This is a genomic window from Glaciecola nitratireducens FR1064 (genome assembly GCF_000226565.1).
Lineage (GTDB): Bacteria > Pseudomonadota > Gammaproteobacteria > Enterobacterales > Alteromonadaceae > Glaciecola > Glaciecola nitratireducens.
The window spans coordinates 3,521,524-3,536,971 of the sequence record NC_016041.1; the positions used below are offsets into that span (position 1 = coordinate 3,521,524).

At 41.5% G+C, this 15,448-nt stretch carries 15 protein-coding genes; 2 read left to right on the forward strand and 13 right to left on the reverse strand.

Going from position 1 to position 15,448, the window contains the following annotated elements; genetic code table 11:
• Window positions 1-37: 37 nt before the first annotated feature.
• From GNIT_RS14995 to GNIT_RS15030, 8 genes are all read right to left on the reverse strand, one after another.
• The gene (locus tag GNIT_RS14995) at window positions 38-1,636 is read right to left on the reverse strand and encodes a S8 family peptidase (RefSeq protein WP_014110127.1); all 1,599 of its coding nucleotides are present in this window, start codon (window positions 1,634-1,636) and stop codon (window positions 38-40) included.
• Window positions 1,637-2,452: 816 nt separating this feature from the next.
• Window positions 2,453-3,841 (reverse strand): replicative DNA helicase, encoded by a 1,389-nt coding sequence (dnaB, locus tag GNIT_RS15000; protein WP_041246463.1) that lies wholly within the window; start codon window positions 3,839-3,841, stop codon window positions 2,453-2,455.
• A 179-nt stretch (window positions 3,842-4,020) separates the two neighbouring features.
• A complete protein-coding gene (gene chrA / locus GNIT_RS15005) occupies window positions 4,021-5,175 on the reverse strand; it encodes a chromate efflux transporter (protein WP_049786946.1) in 1,155 nt (384 codons plus the stop codon).
• A gap of 25 nt (window positions 5,176-5,200) precedes the next feature.
• Window positions 5,201-5,584 carry a hypothetical protein gene (locus tag GNIT_RS15010; protein WP_014110130.1) on the reverse strand — a complete coding sequence of 128 codons (384 nt, stop codon included), beginning with the start codon at window positions 5,582-5,584 and terminating at the stop codon, window positions 5,201-5,203.
• Window positions 5,585-5,634: 50 nt separating this feature from the next.
• The gene (locus tag GNIT_RS15015) at window positions 5,635-5,826 is read right to left on the reverse strand and encodes a hypothetical protein (protein WP_014110131.1); all 192 of its coding nucleotides are present in this window, start codon (window positions 5,824-5,826) and stop codon (window positions 5,635-5,637) included.
• A 79-nt stretch (window positions 5,827-5,905) separates the two neighbouring features.
• Window positions 5,906-6,871, reverse strand: a complete 966-nt coding sequence (locus GNIT_RS15020; protein WP_014110132.1) for a DUF4097 family beta strand repeat-containing protein — start codon at window positions 6,869-6,871, stop codon at window positions 5,906-5,908.
• Window positions 6,872-6,919: 48 nt separating this feature from the next.
• Complete coding sequence (locus tag GNIT_RS15025; protein WP_014110133.1) at window positions 6,920-7,492, reverse strand: hypothetical protein; 573 nt, start codon at window positions 7,490-7,492, stop codon at window positions 6,920-6,922.
• Window positions 7,482-8,057 carry an RNA polymerase sigma factor gene (locus GNIT_RS15030; protein WP_014110134.1) on the reverse strand — a complete coding sequence of 192 codons (576 nt, stop codon included), beginning with the start codon at window positions 8,055-8,057 and terminating at the stop codon, window positions 7,482-7,484. Before GNIT_RS15030 ends, GNIT_RS15025 begins: the two co-directional genes overlap by 11 nt.
• A 246-nt stretch (window positions 8,058-8,303) precedes the next feature.
• Here GNIT_RS15030 and GNIT_RS15035 point away from each other — a divergent pair, with 246 nt between their 5' ends.
• Window positions 8,304-8,927 (forward strand): MOSC domain-containing protein, encoded by a 624-nt coding sequence (locus GNIT_RS15035; RefSeq protein ID WP_014110135.1) that lies wholly within the window; start codon window positions 8,304-8,306, stop codon window positions 8,925-8,927.
• 160 nt (window positions 8,928-9,087) lie between these two features.
• Here GNIT_RS15035 and GNIT_RS15040 read toward each other — a convergent pair whose 3' ends face one another.
• Window positions 9,088-10,272: an acetyl-CoA C-acyltransferase gene (locus GNIT_RS15040; RefSeq protein ID WP_014110137.1), complete on the reverse strand. Its 1,185-nt coding sequence runs from the start codon at window positions 10,270-10,272 to the stop codon at window positions 9,088-9,090.
• 476 nt (window positions 10,273-10,748) lie between these two features.
• Here GNIT_RS15040 and GNIT_RS15045 point away from each other — a divergent pair, with 476 nt between their 5' ends.
• The gene (locus tag GNIT_RS15045; protein WP_014110139.1) at window positions 10,749-11,387 is read left to right on the forward strand and encodes an OB-fold-containig protein; all 639 of its coding nucleotides are present in this window, start codon (window positions 10,749-10,751) and stop codon (window positions 11,385-11,387) included.
• Between the two features lie 79 nt (window positions 11,388-11,466).
• On the opposite strand, the gene rplI is transcribed toward GNIT_RS15045, so the two are convergent.
• The 4 genes from rplI to GNIT_RS15065 form a co-directional block, all read right to left on the reverse strand.
• On the reverse strand, window positions 11,467-11,919 hold the full coding sequence (gene rplI / locus GNIT_RS15050) for a 50S ribosomal protein L9 (protein ID WP_014110140.1): 453 nt from the start codon (window positions 11,917-11,919) through the stop codon (window positions 11,467-11,469).
• Between the two features lie 21 nt (window positions 11,920-11,940).
• Window positions 11,941-12,168, reverse strand: a complete 228-nt coding sequence (gene rpsR / locus GNIT_RS15055; RefSeq protein ID WP_014110141.1) for a 30S ribosomal protein S18 — start codon at window positions 12,166-12,168, stop codon at window positions 11,941-11,943.
• A complete protein-coding gene (rpsF, locus tag GNIT_RS15060; protein WP_014110142.1) occupies window positions 12,168-12,596 on the reverse strand; it encodes a 30S ribosomal protein S6 in 429 nt (142 codons plus the stop codon). Before rpsF ends, rpsR begins: the two co-directional genes overlap by 1 nt.
• Before the next feature lie 208 nt (window positions 12,597-12,804).
• Window positions 12,805-15,261: a carbohydrate binding family 9 domain-containing protein gene (locus GNIT_RS15065; RefSeq protein WP_014110143.1), complete on the reverse strand. Its 2,457-nt coding sequence runs from the start codon at window positions 15,259-15,261 to the stop codon at window positions 12,805-12,807.
• Between the last annotated feature and the right edge of the window lie 187 nt (window positions 15,262-15,448).

The following is a 15,448-nucleotide window of genomic DNA, read 5'->3' on the forward strand; positions in this document are numbered from 1 at the left end:
ACGTTCGTTATTCCATACCACACCTTCGGCAACTGGGTTACTGGCTGGGCACGTTCGTTATTCCATACACACCTTCGGCAACTGGGTTACTTGGCTGGGCACGTTCGTTATTCCATACCACACCTTCGGCAACTGGGTTACTTGGCTGGGCACGTTCGTTATTCCATACCACACCTTCTACTCGCGTCTCCTCACCTAATAAAGCTCCACCTAACCCAGCAGGCCCAAAATAATGACTTCTCAAATTAATATCATTAGAGATATCAAGACCATTATTAGCACAGCCTACAACAGTCGCGTTAATAGCTGCTGACGCATTAATTAGACCAGCTCCTTGCGCATAACGGCTGAACGCTAGTTCGCCATTTTGTTTCGTGGCAAGCGATGCTGACGACATTAAACGACATTTGATCTCATCAGGGGTCAAACTAGGATCTTGCTGGATCATAAGTGCAACCACCCCTGCAGTAACAGCAGTAGCCTGAGATGTACCTGAAATTCCGGATTTTTTGTTTTTGTCAGCTAATCGACTATTTTTGGCAACTAATCCTTTAACGTTAGCGCCTGGTGCAATCACTTCCGGCTTCATGAAGCCTTCTAGTGTTGGACCGAAGCTAGAGAACGAGGCAACAACATCGTCAGATGTATCAAGTGGAGTGCTATTATCATCCATTGCGCCTACAGTGATGACATAAGGGTTGTTGCCTGGAACGCCTATGCTCATATCTTTATTGTTGCCATTACCTGCAGGAGCGATAACAGTAATACCATTATCCCAAGCTCGCATAAGCGCTTGGTTAATTGGATCTTCCCAGTAAAAAGAGGTAGCTGGAAAACTAAAGGCAACATTTAACACTCTGATATTTAAGCTGTCCTTATTGTTAATTGCGTACTCAATGCCTTGTAGAACAGATGAATAAGAAGCTTTACCTTGTTCGTCAAACGCTTTGATCATTACCAAGTCCACATCGGGTGCAACACCGCTGTGTGCGCCTGTCGGTGCGCCATACTGGTCAAAAACATTTGAACTATCAGCTAAGATACTTGCTACATGGGAGCCGTGACCATTCAAGTCTTCAGATGCTGCGGCGTCCTCACCTGATGCATCAACGACAATGATGTTTCTTTCTTGACCAGCCGTATTTTGCTGCAACTCCGCAAATTGTCCAAGCCCACTATCAATGATAGCAACTGTGACACCTTTACCCGTTATACCTTCTTTATGAAGCTCGTTTGCGCCAATCTGTTTAGGAATTTGTGAATTACGAGGGGCACTCTTTGGAAATACTCGGGCTTCCACTAATCCCGCATCTTTGGCTGCAGATAAACTGAGTTGATTATTTTCATTAAAGAAACGGATCATTGCATTACGAGAAGCAATTCCCTGAACCTGTTCATCTGTTAGCTTTGCAGAAACTGCTTGGATAAGTTTAAATTGGTGAATAATGACACCATTTTCTGCTTGTATGGCAGAAACTAGAGCTGGGCGACTTGCACCTTGCAATATGTATTCCTCGCCACTTGAAAAACTTGATATACCCCAAGCAGCGGCGGTAAGCGCCATTGTAATACCTAATATCGCCGTGGTTATCTTATTCACTTTTCGTGGCTTTGTAATATTTTCGAGTTTGCCCATAACTAAATTCCAATTTTGATTGCGTGGTTAAGTGAGTCGGGTCAATCATCTGCGTATTTAGCTTTCGTAACTAAATTGCAAAGAGAAAAACTTGAGATTCAGTATGCGTCAAAAATTTGGCGTGTAAACATTTTTGATGGATAAAAAAGCCGAACTTAGGCCTAGTCATTTAGCAAGATCGCGTACACCCCTTAAAAACAAACATACGTAAGCATAAGAACTCATACGTAATTAATTATTACTTTTTTGTAACACCCACTTACACTGATTATTTTTTAATCAATTAATGATTGATTTTTAACCACCTTCGAGAATGTTAAAGTTCTTTTACTTTAAATAAAATGCACTCTTTGCTGGCCAAATGATTTCCAAAATAAAAAAGAGTTAAGAAATTTTGACAAAGCTCGAATAATTTCAATTTAAGTTAAAAACAAAAATTAACGATTAAATACAATGAGTTGAAATTAAAAACCAATAAAAAAATAGAAGCATTAGATTATTAAATGTGAGGCTAATACAGTGACGGTATCGACTGGAGAGGGCTACAGCTATGGGCTACACTAATAAAATTAATGTCGAAATTCTAAAATTGTCTAAAAGTGAAGCAGAATGAAAGAATATATTGCATAAAACACGTATATTTATGAAAAAATCATTCGATTTTTCACGCAAAAAGAGACATCTAAGCAGAAATATGAGATGTATATGGGTAAATATTCAAAGTAAATTATCCGCTATCTAAGAGAACGGGTGAACTGAAATATCGATGATTGGTTTACCGCTAATTACTGGACAAAAAATTGAATAGAAAGAGCGTTAATACTCATCTTCGAATGCTGGACCTGCGTAATTATCAAAGCGGGAAAATTGACCTTGGAACGTCAATCGACTTGTTCCGATAGGCCCATTTCGCTGTTTACCAATAATAATTTCAGCGATGCCTTTCATCTCAGACGCTTCGTTATAAACCTCATCTCTGTAGATGAACATAATCAAATCCGCATCTTGCTCTATTGACCCCGATTCTCGCAAATCAGAGTTAATGGGTCGTTTATCTGCTCGCTGCTCAAGGGTTCTGTTTAGCTGTGACAACGCCACAACTGGCACTTCAAGCTCTTTTGCTAGCGCTTTTAGTGAGCGTGAGATTTCTGCAATTTCCAGCGTTCTATTTTCACTTAGCGAAGGCACTCGCATAAGTTGAAGATAATCGATCATGATTAAAGAAATTCCGCCTTTGTCGCGCGCTATTTTTCTCGCTCGTGTTCGAAGTTCCATCGGCGTAAGGCCCGATGAGTCATCAATGTAAAGGTTATCTTTCTTTTTCAGCGTTTTAATAGTACCAGACATTCTCGCCCACTCTTCGTCGTCAAGTTGAGCTGTTCGAATATGGGTTTGATTCACTCGACTAAGTGATGCCAGCATCCTCATCATAATTTGTTCGGCAGGCATTTCGAGACTGAATACTAATACTGGTTTGTCCTGCAACATCATTGCATTTTCACATAAGTTCATTGCAAAGGTCGTTTTACCCATAGAAGGACGTGCAGCGACAATAATTAAATCAGAACGTTGTAATCCACTAGTTTTGTCATCAAGGTCCGTGTATCCCGTCGAAACGCCGGTTATATCTCGTCCTTGTTTAACTAATTCATCAAGTCTGTTAACTGTTTTTGTTAGAACGGTAGTAACGTCTTTCGGGCCTTCGTTTTCACCCGTGCGTTTTTCCGCAATTTCAAATACCTTAGATTCAGCTAAATCTAAAATATCAGCGCTGTTTCTACCTTCAGGATTGTACCCTACGTCGGCAATATCGTGTGCAACACCAATTAGCTCTCGCACAATAGCGCGTTCGCGAATAACATTTGCATACGCAGTCACATTTGCCGCACTCGGTGTGTTTTTTGCGAGTTCGATGAGATATGAGAAACCGCCGGCTTCTTCTAGTAAACCACTTTGAGCAAGTGTGTCTTTGACAGTGACGGTATCAACGGATTGATTGCTGCTTAAAAGCTTTATAATTGCACCGAAAATCGTGCGATGCGAACGATTATAGAAATCACTCTCTACAACAATTTCAGCAACCTTATCCCATGAATCTGGAGCGATCATCATACTGCCCAGCACAGATTGTTCCGCCTCTATGGAATGCGGAGGTATCTTAAGCTGTTCGACATCGTCTCTTTTAGGTTTATCTTGAAATTTCAATTGCAGCGCACAGTTGTATTTTGGGTCAATTATTATGCGTGAAAAAAACCAATTTGTCTGTTAAAAATATGAGGAAATATAAATCGAGCGAATAACATAGCGTCACATTTTAGCGTTAAAAAACGTGGAGTCAGCTTATGCAGGGTCTTTGCGCTTGATCATTCAGAGGAGAACAAAAATTATAAAATTAACGCTCCTATTATTCCACCGGCTATCACAACTAACCATGGTGGTAGCCTCCAGTACATTAATGCGCCAAACGCTACTATTGCCCCAATAAAGTCATTTGTACCTGACACGCCACCCACGAACACCGGTTGATAGAGTGCTGCAAACAAAATGCCTACGACGCTAGCATTTATGCCCACCAAAGCTGCACGCACTCGAGGCTTTGTTCTTACATTCTGCCAAAAAGGTAATATTGCATAAACCAACAAGAATGACGGTAAGAAAATTGAAAATAAAGCGAGCAAGCCACCAGCTATCCCGCTAATTGGGCCATTCAATACGCCTCCCAAAAACGCAGAAAAAGTAAACAACGGGCCAGGAACCGCTTGCGTTGCTCCGTAACCCGCCAAGAAGGCTTCCTTGCTTACCCAAGCAGTCTTTACCATTTCATTTTCAAGCAGAGGAAGAACAACGTGCCCCCCACCAAACACCAAGCTTCCAGAACGAAAAAATGCACTTATAACGTCTATAATGGGCTGATTTACGACCAATTGAAGCATAGGGAGGCCGAACAGCAGCAAAAGAAAAATTAGAAACCAAACAGCACCGCTGAAACGAGATATTGAAAAAATCAGGTCGCTCTTTGTTGAATCCAGTGCAGGTTTAAATAACAAGACACCGAAAATACCGGCAACAAAAATCACCAATATCGGGGCATAAATAGATTGCAGCAGCAATAGCGAAACCGCAGAGAACAACATGATAGTAATGCGCGTTGTATCGGTACAAATGCTTCTGGACATTCCCCATACAGCTTGAGCCACAACGGCAACCGTGACAATTTTTAATCCGGTTAGTAGGCCTGACGGAATAATATCGCCATAATTTGAATAAACCAACGCTAAGAGCAAAAGCATTACCGCGGAAGGCATTGTAAAACCGAGCCATGCCGCGATAGAACCTAAATATCCGGCACGAGACAAACCAATAGTCAGTCCTACTTGACTGCTTGCTGGGCCTGGCAAAAACTGACAGAGCGCAATTATTTCCGAATAGTCAGACTCCGTTACCCACTTTTTTCGAACAACAAACTCTTCTCTGAAGAAAGCTAGATGGGCGACTGGACCGCCAAACGCGGTAAAACCTAATTTTAAAAAACTAAAAATACATCTATTACTAAGCGAACGCGATTCATGCTTTTCTTGACTCCTCCAGCAACATTTCCCAAGCGTTTTTGCCCGTATTGTTCAACATCAATTTGAGCATCGGCATCGGCTGACCATGATTAACATTGGCGTCTACAAAATAGTGACAGTTTGGTTTTAAGCGCACACCGTATTGCCCGCCAACCATAGCAATATAATCGGTCGCATCGCGTTTAATCGGATTTGCATAAATACAAACAAAAGTATTTACATTTTCAAGGTTCTTTTTGCTGGGTACTCTGTAGCGATTGCGAGGTTTCGCTTTGACTGGATCTAGTGAAATGACCATATTGGTTCGGATGTTCAACTTGCGCAACGCTCTCATTGCTATATCTTTGGCAACGGAGCCGCCACGACTGTGTCCGACCAAGTTAATCCTGATATTCGGATTCTTAAGCTTTTGCTTAACAATGCTATGAATTATTTTTTCTTATCTAGATAACCATAATATTTAGTTTCACAACCACCTCCCTTCGACATATCAAACGCAGCTTTTACGAGACCCATTAAATTAGTAGGTCCCCATTTGATGATACCGAAGCGCTCACGCGTTTTATCAGCGCCACCGCCAATGAAGTAGATTATCGTTGAAGCTTGTATTGTACTTCTCACTCATTAACTAACCCTAGAGTGAGAAATACTATCTCTATTTCATGAAACTTTCATGAAGATTCTTAAAAATATGAACAAGCTATTTAGTGGATACTTTGATACTGCCGTGAACGGTTGAAATATCGACGGTTCCTGTAGGGTTTGAAGTACTGAATTCCAACCAGCGTCTGGGCCCATATTCAGCTTTACTCTGCTCTTTATCTGTAATTTTATTTTTTATTGAGCCACCCGCATGCGCTTCAATATCAAACCTCGCAGCAACCCCTTTTTGGAAGATAAGATCAATAGAACCGCCAACTGAGGAGGCTTCAACTCTACCGTTTTTTTGTAAATCCATAGTCACGTCAATCGAGCCATTTACCGTGTTTATGTTTACTTCAACAACTTCTTGCAAACTAAGCTCTATTTCACCATTCACAGTTTCAGCGCTAACCTCAGGGCTATCACTCTCAATCTCAATATCACCATTCACAGTGCTTAGCTTAAGTTCTTTTTTACCGCTATGCTTTCCCTTTATGTCGCCGTTAACGGTTTCTATCACTACGTCACCGTCAAGTCTTCTAGCTTTTATATCACCGTTCACCGACTCAAGACGAATGCGTCCAATCAAATCATCGACATCCATATTGCCATTAACTACTTCGGCACTGACGCCACCATGTATACCACTTATTTCAAGCTCAGCATTGGTTGACGTATAGTCTACGCGGCTATTTACTGGCACGTGAATAACAAGGTCGTCTCCTTCTTCGCTGCCCCAGTTATTCCACCCCTGTTTGTTATTTTTTGGCTTCACATGAATAATAATTGAAGCACCATCACGCTCGAATTTAAATTCTTCCGTGTATTCACCTAATTCGCCTGTCACGCTTACTTCATTTTTATCCCAACCAACGATCTTAGCTTTTCCATTCACATGTTCGATTTCAACGCTCCCCTTCGGCTCAGCTGCCATCGATTCATCGACGTTTTGCTTTGCGCTAGCAACGAAAGCGAGTAAGCCCAATCCAATCACTGCTGCGGTGCGACCTATTAATATTTTCATAATTACCTCTTCTATTATTTGCTTATGTTATATGTTGCTACTTTACACTTAGACACGCTTCCAGCGCGGTTCATGCACGCGTTCTATGATCATCATTTGTTGCTCATAGACGTTCTTTAACATTTTCAGCAACGCCGAATTATTGGGCTCTTCAGACAGTGCTTTTTTAATCGCTATAGCCGCTTCATCTAATTCATCTATTTGTTGTTGCCAATTGTCTGTCACAGCAGGTTGATCTTTAAATCGAATTAATAGCGACTGTTTTTGAGCATTATGTTGCTCTGACAAAGCAGCGACTAAATTTTCACCTTGTAGTGCTTTTCCACTTTCAAATGACATCCAGCCAACAAAAGTAATCACAGTTAGACTAGCCGCCATGGCTAACAATGGTTTTGGCTTATTGAAAAAACGTGTTTGACTGTCCGAATGAACTTGGTTTACTTTAGGGGATTGCGCTGGTGTTCGCTCTATAGCTTGCTCAATACCTTTCCATAAATCTCGCTCTGGCTGTTTTTCCAAACCTAACTTATTGATGCGATTTTCAAGGCTATTTGTATTGCCTTTGGCATCGTTTTTTTCGAGCCCTTTATCAATATTCTTTTCGTTATCGCTACTCATCATCCATCCACCCCTGAATTAAGCCTTTCGCTCTGTGAAACTGTGCTTTACTGGTACCGACAGCCATATTCAACATGTCTGCGATTTCTTCATGTCGATAACCTTCGATGGCGTGCAGCACAAACACCCATCTAGCTCTTTCTGGCAATTGGTAAATATATTGCTCTAAATTGGTATCGGCAATTGAGCCTTCGGCTGCTTTTTCCATGGCTGAAGTTTGCTCAATGCTAAACATTTTCTGCCACCAGCCTCGTTGCTTTCTCAAATAAGAAATAGTGACATTTGAAGTGACGCTGTGCAGCCACGTTGAAAACTGACTGTCGCCATCGAAATTCGCTAGTTTTTGCCATACCTGCACAAACACCTCTTGCGTGGCGTCTTCAGCCAGTGATTTATCCGCACATAAGCGAAAACACAGTCCATATACTCTGCCAACATGCAGTTCATACAGCTGTTTAAACGCCGCTTTGTCTCCCAACTTAGCGGCATCAATCAATGCCTGATTCTGCTGTTTTTTATCAGCAAGAGCGTTATATTGAGTGTCGATTAGGTTTAATGTTGGGCTCATATTATTAGTGTTGTTTCTTTTTATTAGTCATTTAAGTAAATTCTTCAAAGAGTATGTCGCACGTAAATCTAAAAAGGTTTAAATAGAAAAAATTTATCGCTTTTTTTTCGACATACTTTATTAATGTGAAGTGTATGCTACTTTATGAGCTATCAAGTTCGAAAGTTAAATACGCATCATGACAACGGTTCATGCCGCCCAGCAACACGTCATTTTGCAAAATAACAAAATAAGGAAAAAGCAACGATGCTAGTTGACGCGCTATTTGCCGGTAAACCGCAAGCTTTTGGGCCTCGTCAATCGCCGAGTAGTATTATTAAGCAGCCTTTTGAGCAGCTTCATATCGAAATAGATGGCGCCGTAGAGGATGAACAAGGCAACAAAAAGTTGCACGGTGGTCCTGAAATGGCCATGCATCAATATTCCCAAGAAAACTATGAGCTATTACAAAAGCAATTTCCGACGGTTGCTCATAAACTCGTTTTTGGCAGTATTGGTGAGAACATATCTGCAGGTCAAATGAATGACAACAATGTATTTATTGGCGATACCTACCGCATTGGGTCTGTTGTCTTACAAGTAAACTCGCCGCGCGCTCCCTGCGTCAAGATTAATCAGCGCTACGGTGCCAAAAATATGGACTTGTTCATTGCTGAACACGGCATAACTGGCTGGTACTATCGAGTTATCGAAACGGGATTTATGCAGATTGGCGATGCAATAAACCTAGAACATCGCTTACAAAATACTAGGTGTATCAGCGACATTATGCGCTTGGTGAGAAGCAAAGATACGTGTATCGCGGAGAAAGCTGACGCAAGCAAAATCAACGGCTTAGCCGCTGAATGGGTGAGAAAACTCAACAAATAAATAGACCTTAGCATTCAGCCGCAGCTGTGGCCAATTGCAATAGCGAAACGTGGATGCCATTAAAATAAGGCAATGTTGTAAAAACAAAAACCCCATGAAGCGAGCAGCTTTATGGGGTTATCAATTGAGTTAGTTCACTCTACATATTGTTGCGTAAGTTTTATGCGATTTCAAACAAACCGGCTGCACCCATACCACCACCAACACACATGGTCACGACAACATACTTAACGCCACGACGTTTGCCTTCAATTAGTGCATGACCTACAGCTCTTGCGCCCGTCATTCCATATGGATGACCAATCGAAATAGCACCACCGTTAACGTTGTAAATGTCTGGATCAATGCCTAACTTGTCTCGGCAGTATAAGGCTTGGCAAGCAAAAGCTTCATTCAATTCCCACAAACCAATATCGTTGATGGTCAAACCGTGTACTTTTAATAATTTTGGAATGGCATAAATGGGTCCAATACCCATCTCTTCTGGTTCGTTACCTGCCACCATCATTCCGCGATAAATGCCTAATGGCGCCAAACCGCGCTTTTCTGCCATTTTAGCTTCCATAACAACGCACGCTGACGCACCATCAGACAACTGGCTCGCGTTACCCGCTGTAATGCAACCGCCCTCAATGACAGGATTCAAACCTTGCAAGCTTTCTAAAGTAGTTGAAGGACGATTACCTTCATCTTTTTCTAAGGTCACTTCTTTAAATGACACTTGTTTTGTTTCTTTGTCCATAACGCCCATAGTTGAAGTCATTGGCACTATTTCATCGTCAAACTTCCCCGCCGCCTGAGCTGCTGCTGTGCGTTGCTGCGACATTAACGCGTATTCATCCTGCGCTTCACGTGAAATGTTAAACTTTTTCGCTACATTTTCTGCAGTAAACAACATCGGCATATAAGCATGTTCAGCTTTATCCGTTACATTTTTGTCTACGCACTTACTCACCCATTCAAAATACTTTGCTTGGATTTCAGAAATATTTTCCTGTCCACCAGCAACGACAACATCCATGCCGTCTACCATTATCTGTTTAGCTGCCGTTGCAATTGCCATTAAGCCGGAAGAGCATTGACGATCGATAGTTTGGCCTGATGCAGAATAAGGCAGTCCAGCCGCTAAGCCTGCCAAACGAGCAACGTTTGAGCCTGCGCTACCTGCGTTTAAAACCGAACCAATAATCACATCATCAATTTCGCCACCTTCAACACCTGAGCGCTCTACTGCATGCTTTATTGCATGGGCGGTCATCGTTGGTGATTTAATGTTGTTGAACGCGCCACGATAGGCGCGACCAATTGGTGTGCGTGCGGTGGAGACAATTACGGCTTCTTTCATCGGTAAATTCCTTCAATTAGGGAGTAACAGCATGCTGACTAAAATGATTTTAACAAGGTCACCACTTCGAGCCTGCACAAGTAAACGATAATAGTGCGTTGAAAGCAGAATGATATCAAGCCAACGGCCATTTTGCTTTTTTATGTCCATTAATACTTTCAACTTATAGTGTAGATGCATTCCTTGTAGCTTGCCAAGATGACGTCTAATTGAAAAGCGCACGTTAAAACTGAGTACCTGAATCACAATGAGTATCTATACAGCGATTTATCGGCTGTGTCTTTTCATCGAGTTGTGGTTGTGGTGACCACTAATGATTGACACAAATTTATGTACAGGGTAATTTCGAGTCTCGAAAAATCGGATTTTCTGTTGCGACGATCACTATTCTAATAATGTAGTGTTGAGTGGACAAAATTAAGCAACGACTTAGTTAAAGCTAAGTTGATAAAAGTGCCATAAGATAAGGATATGCAATGGACAATTTCTTAGATTACATCTTCAGCTTTCCTAATATTGCTTTCACTGTTCCATTGATGATCATGATTGTTTTTTGGATATTTGCGCTCTTGGGCACAATTGACATTGAGGTACTCGATCCCAAAATTGAATCAGAAAATTCCGACGGAAAGAGCTCATCATTTTTGGAATCTCTTGGCTTAGACGGTGTACCTTTAACCGTCGCAATAACCTTAGTGGAAATATATGGCTTCGTATTCGTCTATATGGCCAGAAAGTTTATCACTCCTCTGTTCGACGGTATCTTAAGTGCGACAGCTTCTGGCTTCGTCATTGCGATATTTTCACTTATCTTAGCCATTCCTTTTGCAGCTTATACTAGCAAACCGCTAAGACGCCTTTTTGTAAGCCATAAAGCTATCGAAAAATCCGACCTTATTGGTACTTATTGTATCGTTACCACACAAAACGTGACCCAATCATTTGGCCAAGCGCGCTCTGAAGACGGCATGATTTACAGTGTCAGAACCGCTCCTGATCACCAAATTGCAGGGGGATCGAAAGTTGTATTAATCGACTTCAACAAAGAAAATGACACATACACGGTCGTGACCGAAGCAGAACTCATGGCGATGTCATCAACACAACATATTTAATTTAGACAAAAAAAACACCGCGCAATGCGGTGTTTTTAATCTTCAAACGACACTCAGGAAAGGAGTGTTGTATCAGCTATTAAGCCTCTTGGATAATTACCAATTTAACTGATGTCATTACTTCTGAATGCAGTTGAATATCGATTTCGAATTCACCTGTTTCACGTAAAGTACCAGTAGGTAATTTAACTTCTGCTTTAGTAATCTCAACGCCAGCTGCAGTAATTGCATCAGCGATATCACGAGTACCAACAGAACCGAACAATTTGCCTTCATCACCAGCAGGAGATGCGATAGTTACCGCTGCAAGAGCAGACAGTTTATCAGCACGTGCTTGTGCAGCAGCTAATTGCTCAGCAATTTTTGCTTCCAACTCAGCGCGACGTTGTTCAAATTTCTCAACGTTAGCTTTAGTTGCTGGAACCGCTTTTTGCTGTGGGAATAAAAAGTTACGTGCGTAACCTGATTTTACTGTGACTTGGTCACCTAGACCGCCTAAGTTGGCGACTTTGTCTAGTAGTATGATTTCCATCTTGCTACCTCTTTGCCAATCTTATTTATGAGAGTCTGTATATGGTAACAATGCTAAAAAGCGCGCACGCTTGATTGCAGTTGCTAACTGACGCTGATATTTAGCGCTAGTACCAGTAATACGGCTAGGAACGATCTTGCCACTTTCAGTTATGTAATTTTTCAACATCGGGATGTCTTTATAATCAATAACTTCTGCGCCTTCAGCTGAAAAACGGCAAAATTTACGACGTCTAAAAAAACGAGCCATTATGCGTCTCCTTCTTCTGATTTAGCTTCTTCCGGTGCAGCTTTGTCTTCTGTTGAAGCTGGTGCATCGTAAGATTTTTCATCACGTGGTGGTCTACGATCTTCACGGCGTTCTTCTTTAGCCATTGGAGACTGTTCTGAAACAGCTTCTTTAAGGCGCATAACTAGGTTACGTAGAATAATGTCGTTGAAACGGAAAGCAGTTTCTAATTCTTCAACAGCTTCAGCAGTTGCTTCAGCGTTAATAAGAACATAATGAGCTTTATGAAGTTTTTCGATTGGATATGCCAATTGACGGCGACCCCAATCTTCCATACGGTGGATTTTTCCGCCGTCTTGCTCAAGGATACCAGTGTATTTTTCAATCATGCCTGGCACTTGTTCACTCTGATCAGGGTGAACCATGAATACGATTTCGTAATGTCGCATTATTGCTCCTTACGGTTGTAGTCTCGCGTAGTGAAGTCGTCTACATGGAGACAAGGAACTGAGATGTTGACTTCAAGGGCGCGCATTATACATAGACAACGTTTGTGCGACAAGCATTTTTAGCTAGGTGCTGCTGTTTTATTGAACATTGATCTTAGCGAAGGTAAATACACCGTTATTATGACTAACATAAGAACCAAAGAAACCCTTAGAGCAACCAAGCGTAGCTAAATTTCATGAAAATTGATTGATTGTTAGTTTTAAGCTTGTTCAGGTCATCATTATTATAAGCACTGTCAGCGTAACCGATAAAGAATTTGGAAAGCGGATTAAGTTTGTATGAATAAAGTAATTGAAAGCCTATATCTTTTGAATTAGCGTTTACGTCAATCTCATAGTTATCTTGGTTTCGGCTAATGTCTGAATAGGCCACTGTCACTCTGAAAAATTGTCGCTGATCGAATTGGTAGGTCATGCGAATATCCGTCAGGTTAGCAATAAACAAAGGCCGATCATCCGAATCTAATTCACTATAAGTGTGCTGACCGCTTATTTTTAAATGGGTGCCAACGTTAAGCTCAAAACGAGGTTCAATATAAACCTGCTTGCCTAAACGATTATTAACAAAATCAACTGCGTCTCCTTGCCGAATAAAGTTTGCGACAAAGAAGTATTGGTTTGGCCTAGTTTCAGCATAAAAGCTATATGAGGTTTCTTCGAACAAGGTAGTGTTACCATCGATGGCTAAACTATTTGCGTTTTCTCGCAATCCTACTTTATTGCGTTTTCTAGCACCTACTTCCATAAAACTTTGATAGTCACCCGAAATAGTAAACGCGCCTTCTAGTTCCTTTTCTATTAACTCACCATTGGTATTGTGCGTAATATCCCAATCGCCGTCGATGTTGATGCGATTCCACCATGAATTTTCATTCCACCAGTTGTAGCCACCACCGATAACAGAAACCGTACGATCAATCTGTGATTGAAAACCTAAGTCCGCTCGGTAGCCTTCATCTGCATATTGATGGCGAGCACGAATATAGTAATCACTTGTTTCACGGCTATAGTCGAGAATGTATGACAAACCGTTAAAACTGCCTTCTTTATTAGTGCGTAAAGTGGCTTCGTTGAAATCCGAAGGGTTAAGGCATTCCTCATCACAAAACGTTTTGAACAATTCCTGTGGGTATTCTGTTTCTGACGTAATTACTTGAGCTCGCATTGTGTCTTGACCTGTTACGCGATATTTAATATCAAAAGAGCTTAAATAGTTATGATAAGTATCGGATTCTCTGAGGGTCAGTACGCTCCCCAAAGACAGGTCGTTAGACAAGTCATAGCGATATCTTGCACCGAAGTTAAGTGATTTTTCATCAAACGATGCCACGCTAGAACCTAAGTTTCCAGGCACTAGAAATGTTGTTTGTTGATCGTTTGCTACAAACACACCTAGAGAATGCTTGTCTTTTCGGCCCGTTACTTTTAGTCCATAGTCAGGTGCATTGATATTTCTGGTATAGATAAGGTTTTGAAAAGACGAAAAGTAATCAATATTTTCCACAAAGAACGGACGACGTTCATCGAAAAATAGAGCAAAGGTATTATTGATACTCAACTGGGCAACATCAGCTTCAACCTGCGAGAAATCAGGATTAAGCGTTCCCTGCATGCTGATTTCAGGTGTGATGGACCAACTCAGGTCTAGGCCTATTTCTTGGTTATTTTCATAATCCCAAGCATTTGTTTGCAAAGGATCGCGGCTTCTTCCAGCAGCAAAAACAGCAGTCGGGACAATAGCCAAATTGTCGCCTTGCGTTGCTCCGCTAAAGCCAATGGCAGAACCCATTTGGCAAAGGGTGCAGGCGTTGTTTCTGTCTGTCGGTAAATGCGATAGCCGGTAACTATCTGAACGCGGGTAAAAACGCACAAACTCAATTCCCCAACGTTTTACCCCTTCAGATTCCTCAAAATTCATGAGCCGTAAAGGGATCGCCATTTCAACCACATAACCAGCATTAGTAACCCGCCCTTCCGAACGCCAGATACCGTTCCAGCTAGCGCTTTCATTACCCGTCATTTCGTTTTCTATACTGTCAGTTTGTACACCCAGAGGATTCACAAAATACTGATAAGCCAGACGCCCATCTCCATAGGTGTCTATTTTAACGCCGACCATATCTTGACCCCAGGTTTGATCCCGATCACGTAAAAAAACGCGGATGTCTTCTGGGTTTGAGTCTGATGCTATGTAAGCAACGTAGAAGGTTTCGCCATCTTCGTAAAAGAGAGCATCTGTCGCTACAGGCGGGATTGTATTTTCGAAAGGCTTCACAACATAGTTTAGCGATACTTTACCTGCATTTTTCCATGCAGGCTCGTCTAGTTTCCCATCAATATTTGCTTGGATATTTTGATATGGAATAGTGACTTTTCCAAAACGGGATTTTTTTAGCTGAGGTGGATTGATTAAAGCTCGTGTACTGCTATTCGAAGCTTGCGCTGCTACGACTGTGTTTAGGTTTAACAAGCCAACGATTGCAAATAGTACGAGGATTAAGTTGACCAATTTTCGTTTAGAAGCCCCTTTAAACTTGGAAAGAGCCTTTAAATTACGAAGAACCTGTAGCTTGAACAAAACCATTAGTTTAAAAGCAGTACCCATTGAAAAACACCTTCTAACCACCGAACAAAAGCTCGTCTAAAAACACGGGTGAAGCTTACTGACTTTCCAACGACGTTGCTATGCAAACAAACGTTGAATGCGGGCTAAAATTTGTAACAAAGCATATCCTTTAACTTTTAACTTTGGCTATTAGAGGATCGGTATTAGGCAAAAAAGGAGATTCAAT

Excerpts from the sequence above, each read along its gene's own strand:
- rpsR (WP_014110141.1), bottom strand. The coding sequence starts at position 12,168 with ATGGCTCGTTTTTTTAGACGTCGTAAATTTTGCCGTTTTTCAGCTGAA.
- rpsF (WP_014110142.1), bottom strand. The coding sequence starts at position 12,596 with ATGCGACATTACGAAATCGTATTCATGGTTCACCCTGATCAGAGTGAA.
- GNIT_RS15030 (WP_014110134.1), bottom strand. The coding sequence starts at position 8,057 with ATGAGCCCAACATTAAACCTAATCGACACTCAATATAACGCTCTTGCT.
- GNIT_RS15065 (WP_014110143.1), bottom strand. The coding sequence starts at position 15,261 with ATGGGTACTGCTTTTAAACTAATGGTTTTGTTCAAGCTACAGGTTCTT.
- GNIT_RS15045 (WP_014110139.1), top strand. The coding sequence starts at position 10,749 with ATGGACAATTTCTTAGATTACATCTTCAGCTTTCCTAATATTGCTTTC.
- GNIT_RS14995 (WP_014110127.1), bottom strand. The coding sequence starts at position 1,636 with ATGGGCAAACTCGAAAATATTACAAAGCCACGAAAAGTGAATAAGATA.
- GNIT_RS15035 (WP_014110135.1), top strand. The coding sequence starts at position 8,304 with ATGCTAGTTGACGCGCTATTTGCCGGTAAACCGCAAGCTTTTGGGCCT.
- GNIT_RS15040 (WP_014110137.1), bottom strand. The coding sequence starts at position 10,272 with ATGAAAGAAGCCGTAATTGTCTCCACCGCACGCACACCAATTGGTCGC.
- rplI (WP_014110140.1), bottom strand. The coding sequence starts at position 11,919 with ATGGAAATCATACTACTAGACAAAGTCGCCAACTTAGGCGGTCTAGGT.
- GNIT_RS15020 (WP_014110132.1), bottom strand. The coding sequence starts at position 6,871 with ATGAAAATATTAATAGGTCGCACCGCAGCAGTGATTGGATTGGGCTTA.
- GNIT_RS15025 (WP_014110133.1), bottom strand. The coding sequence starts at position 7,492 with ATGATGAGTAGCGATAACGAAAAGAATATTGATAAAGGGCTCGAAAAA.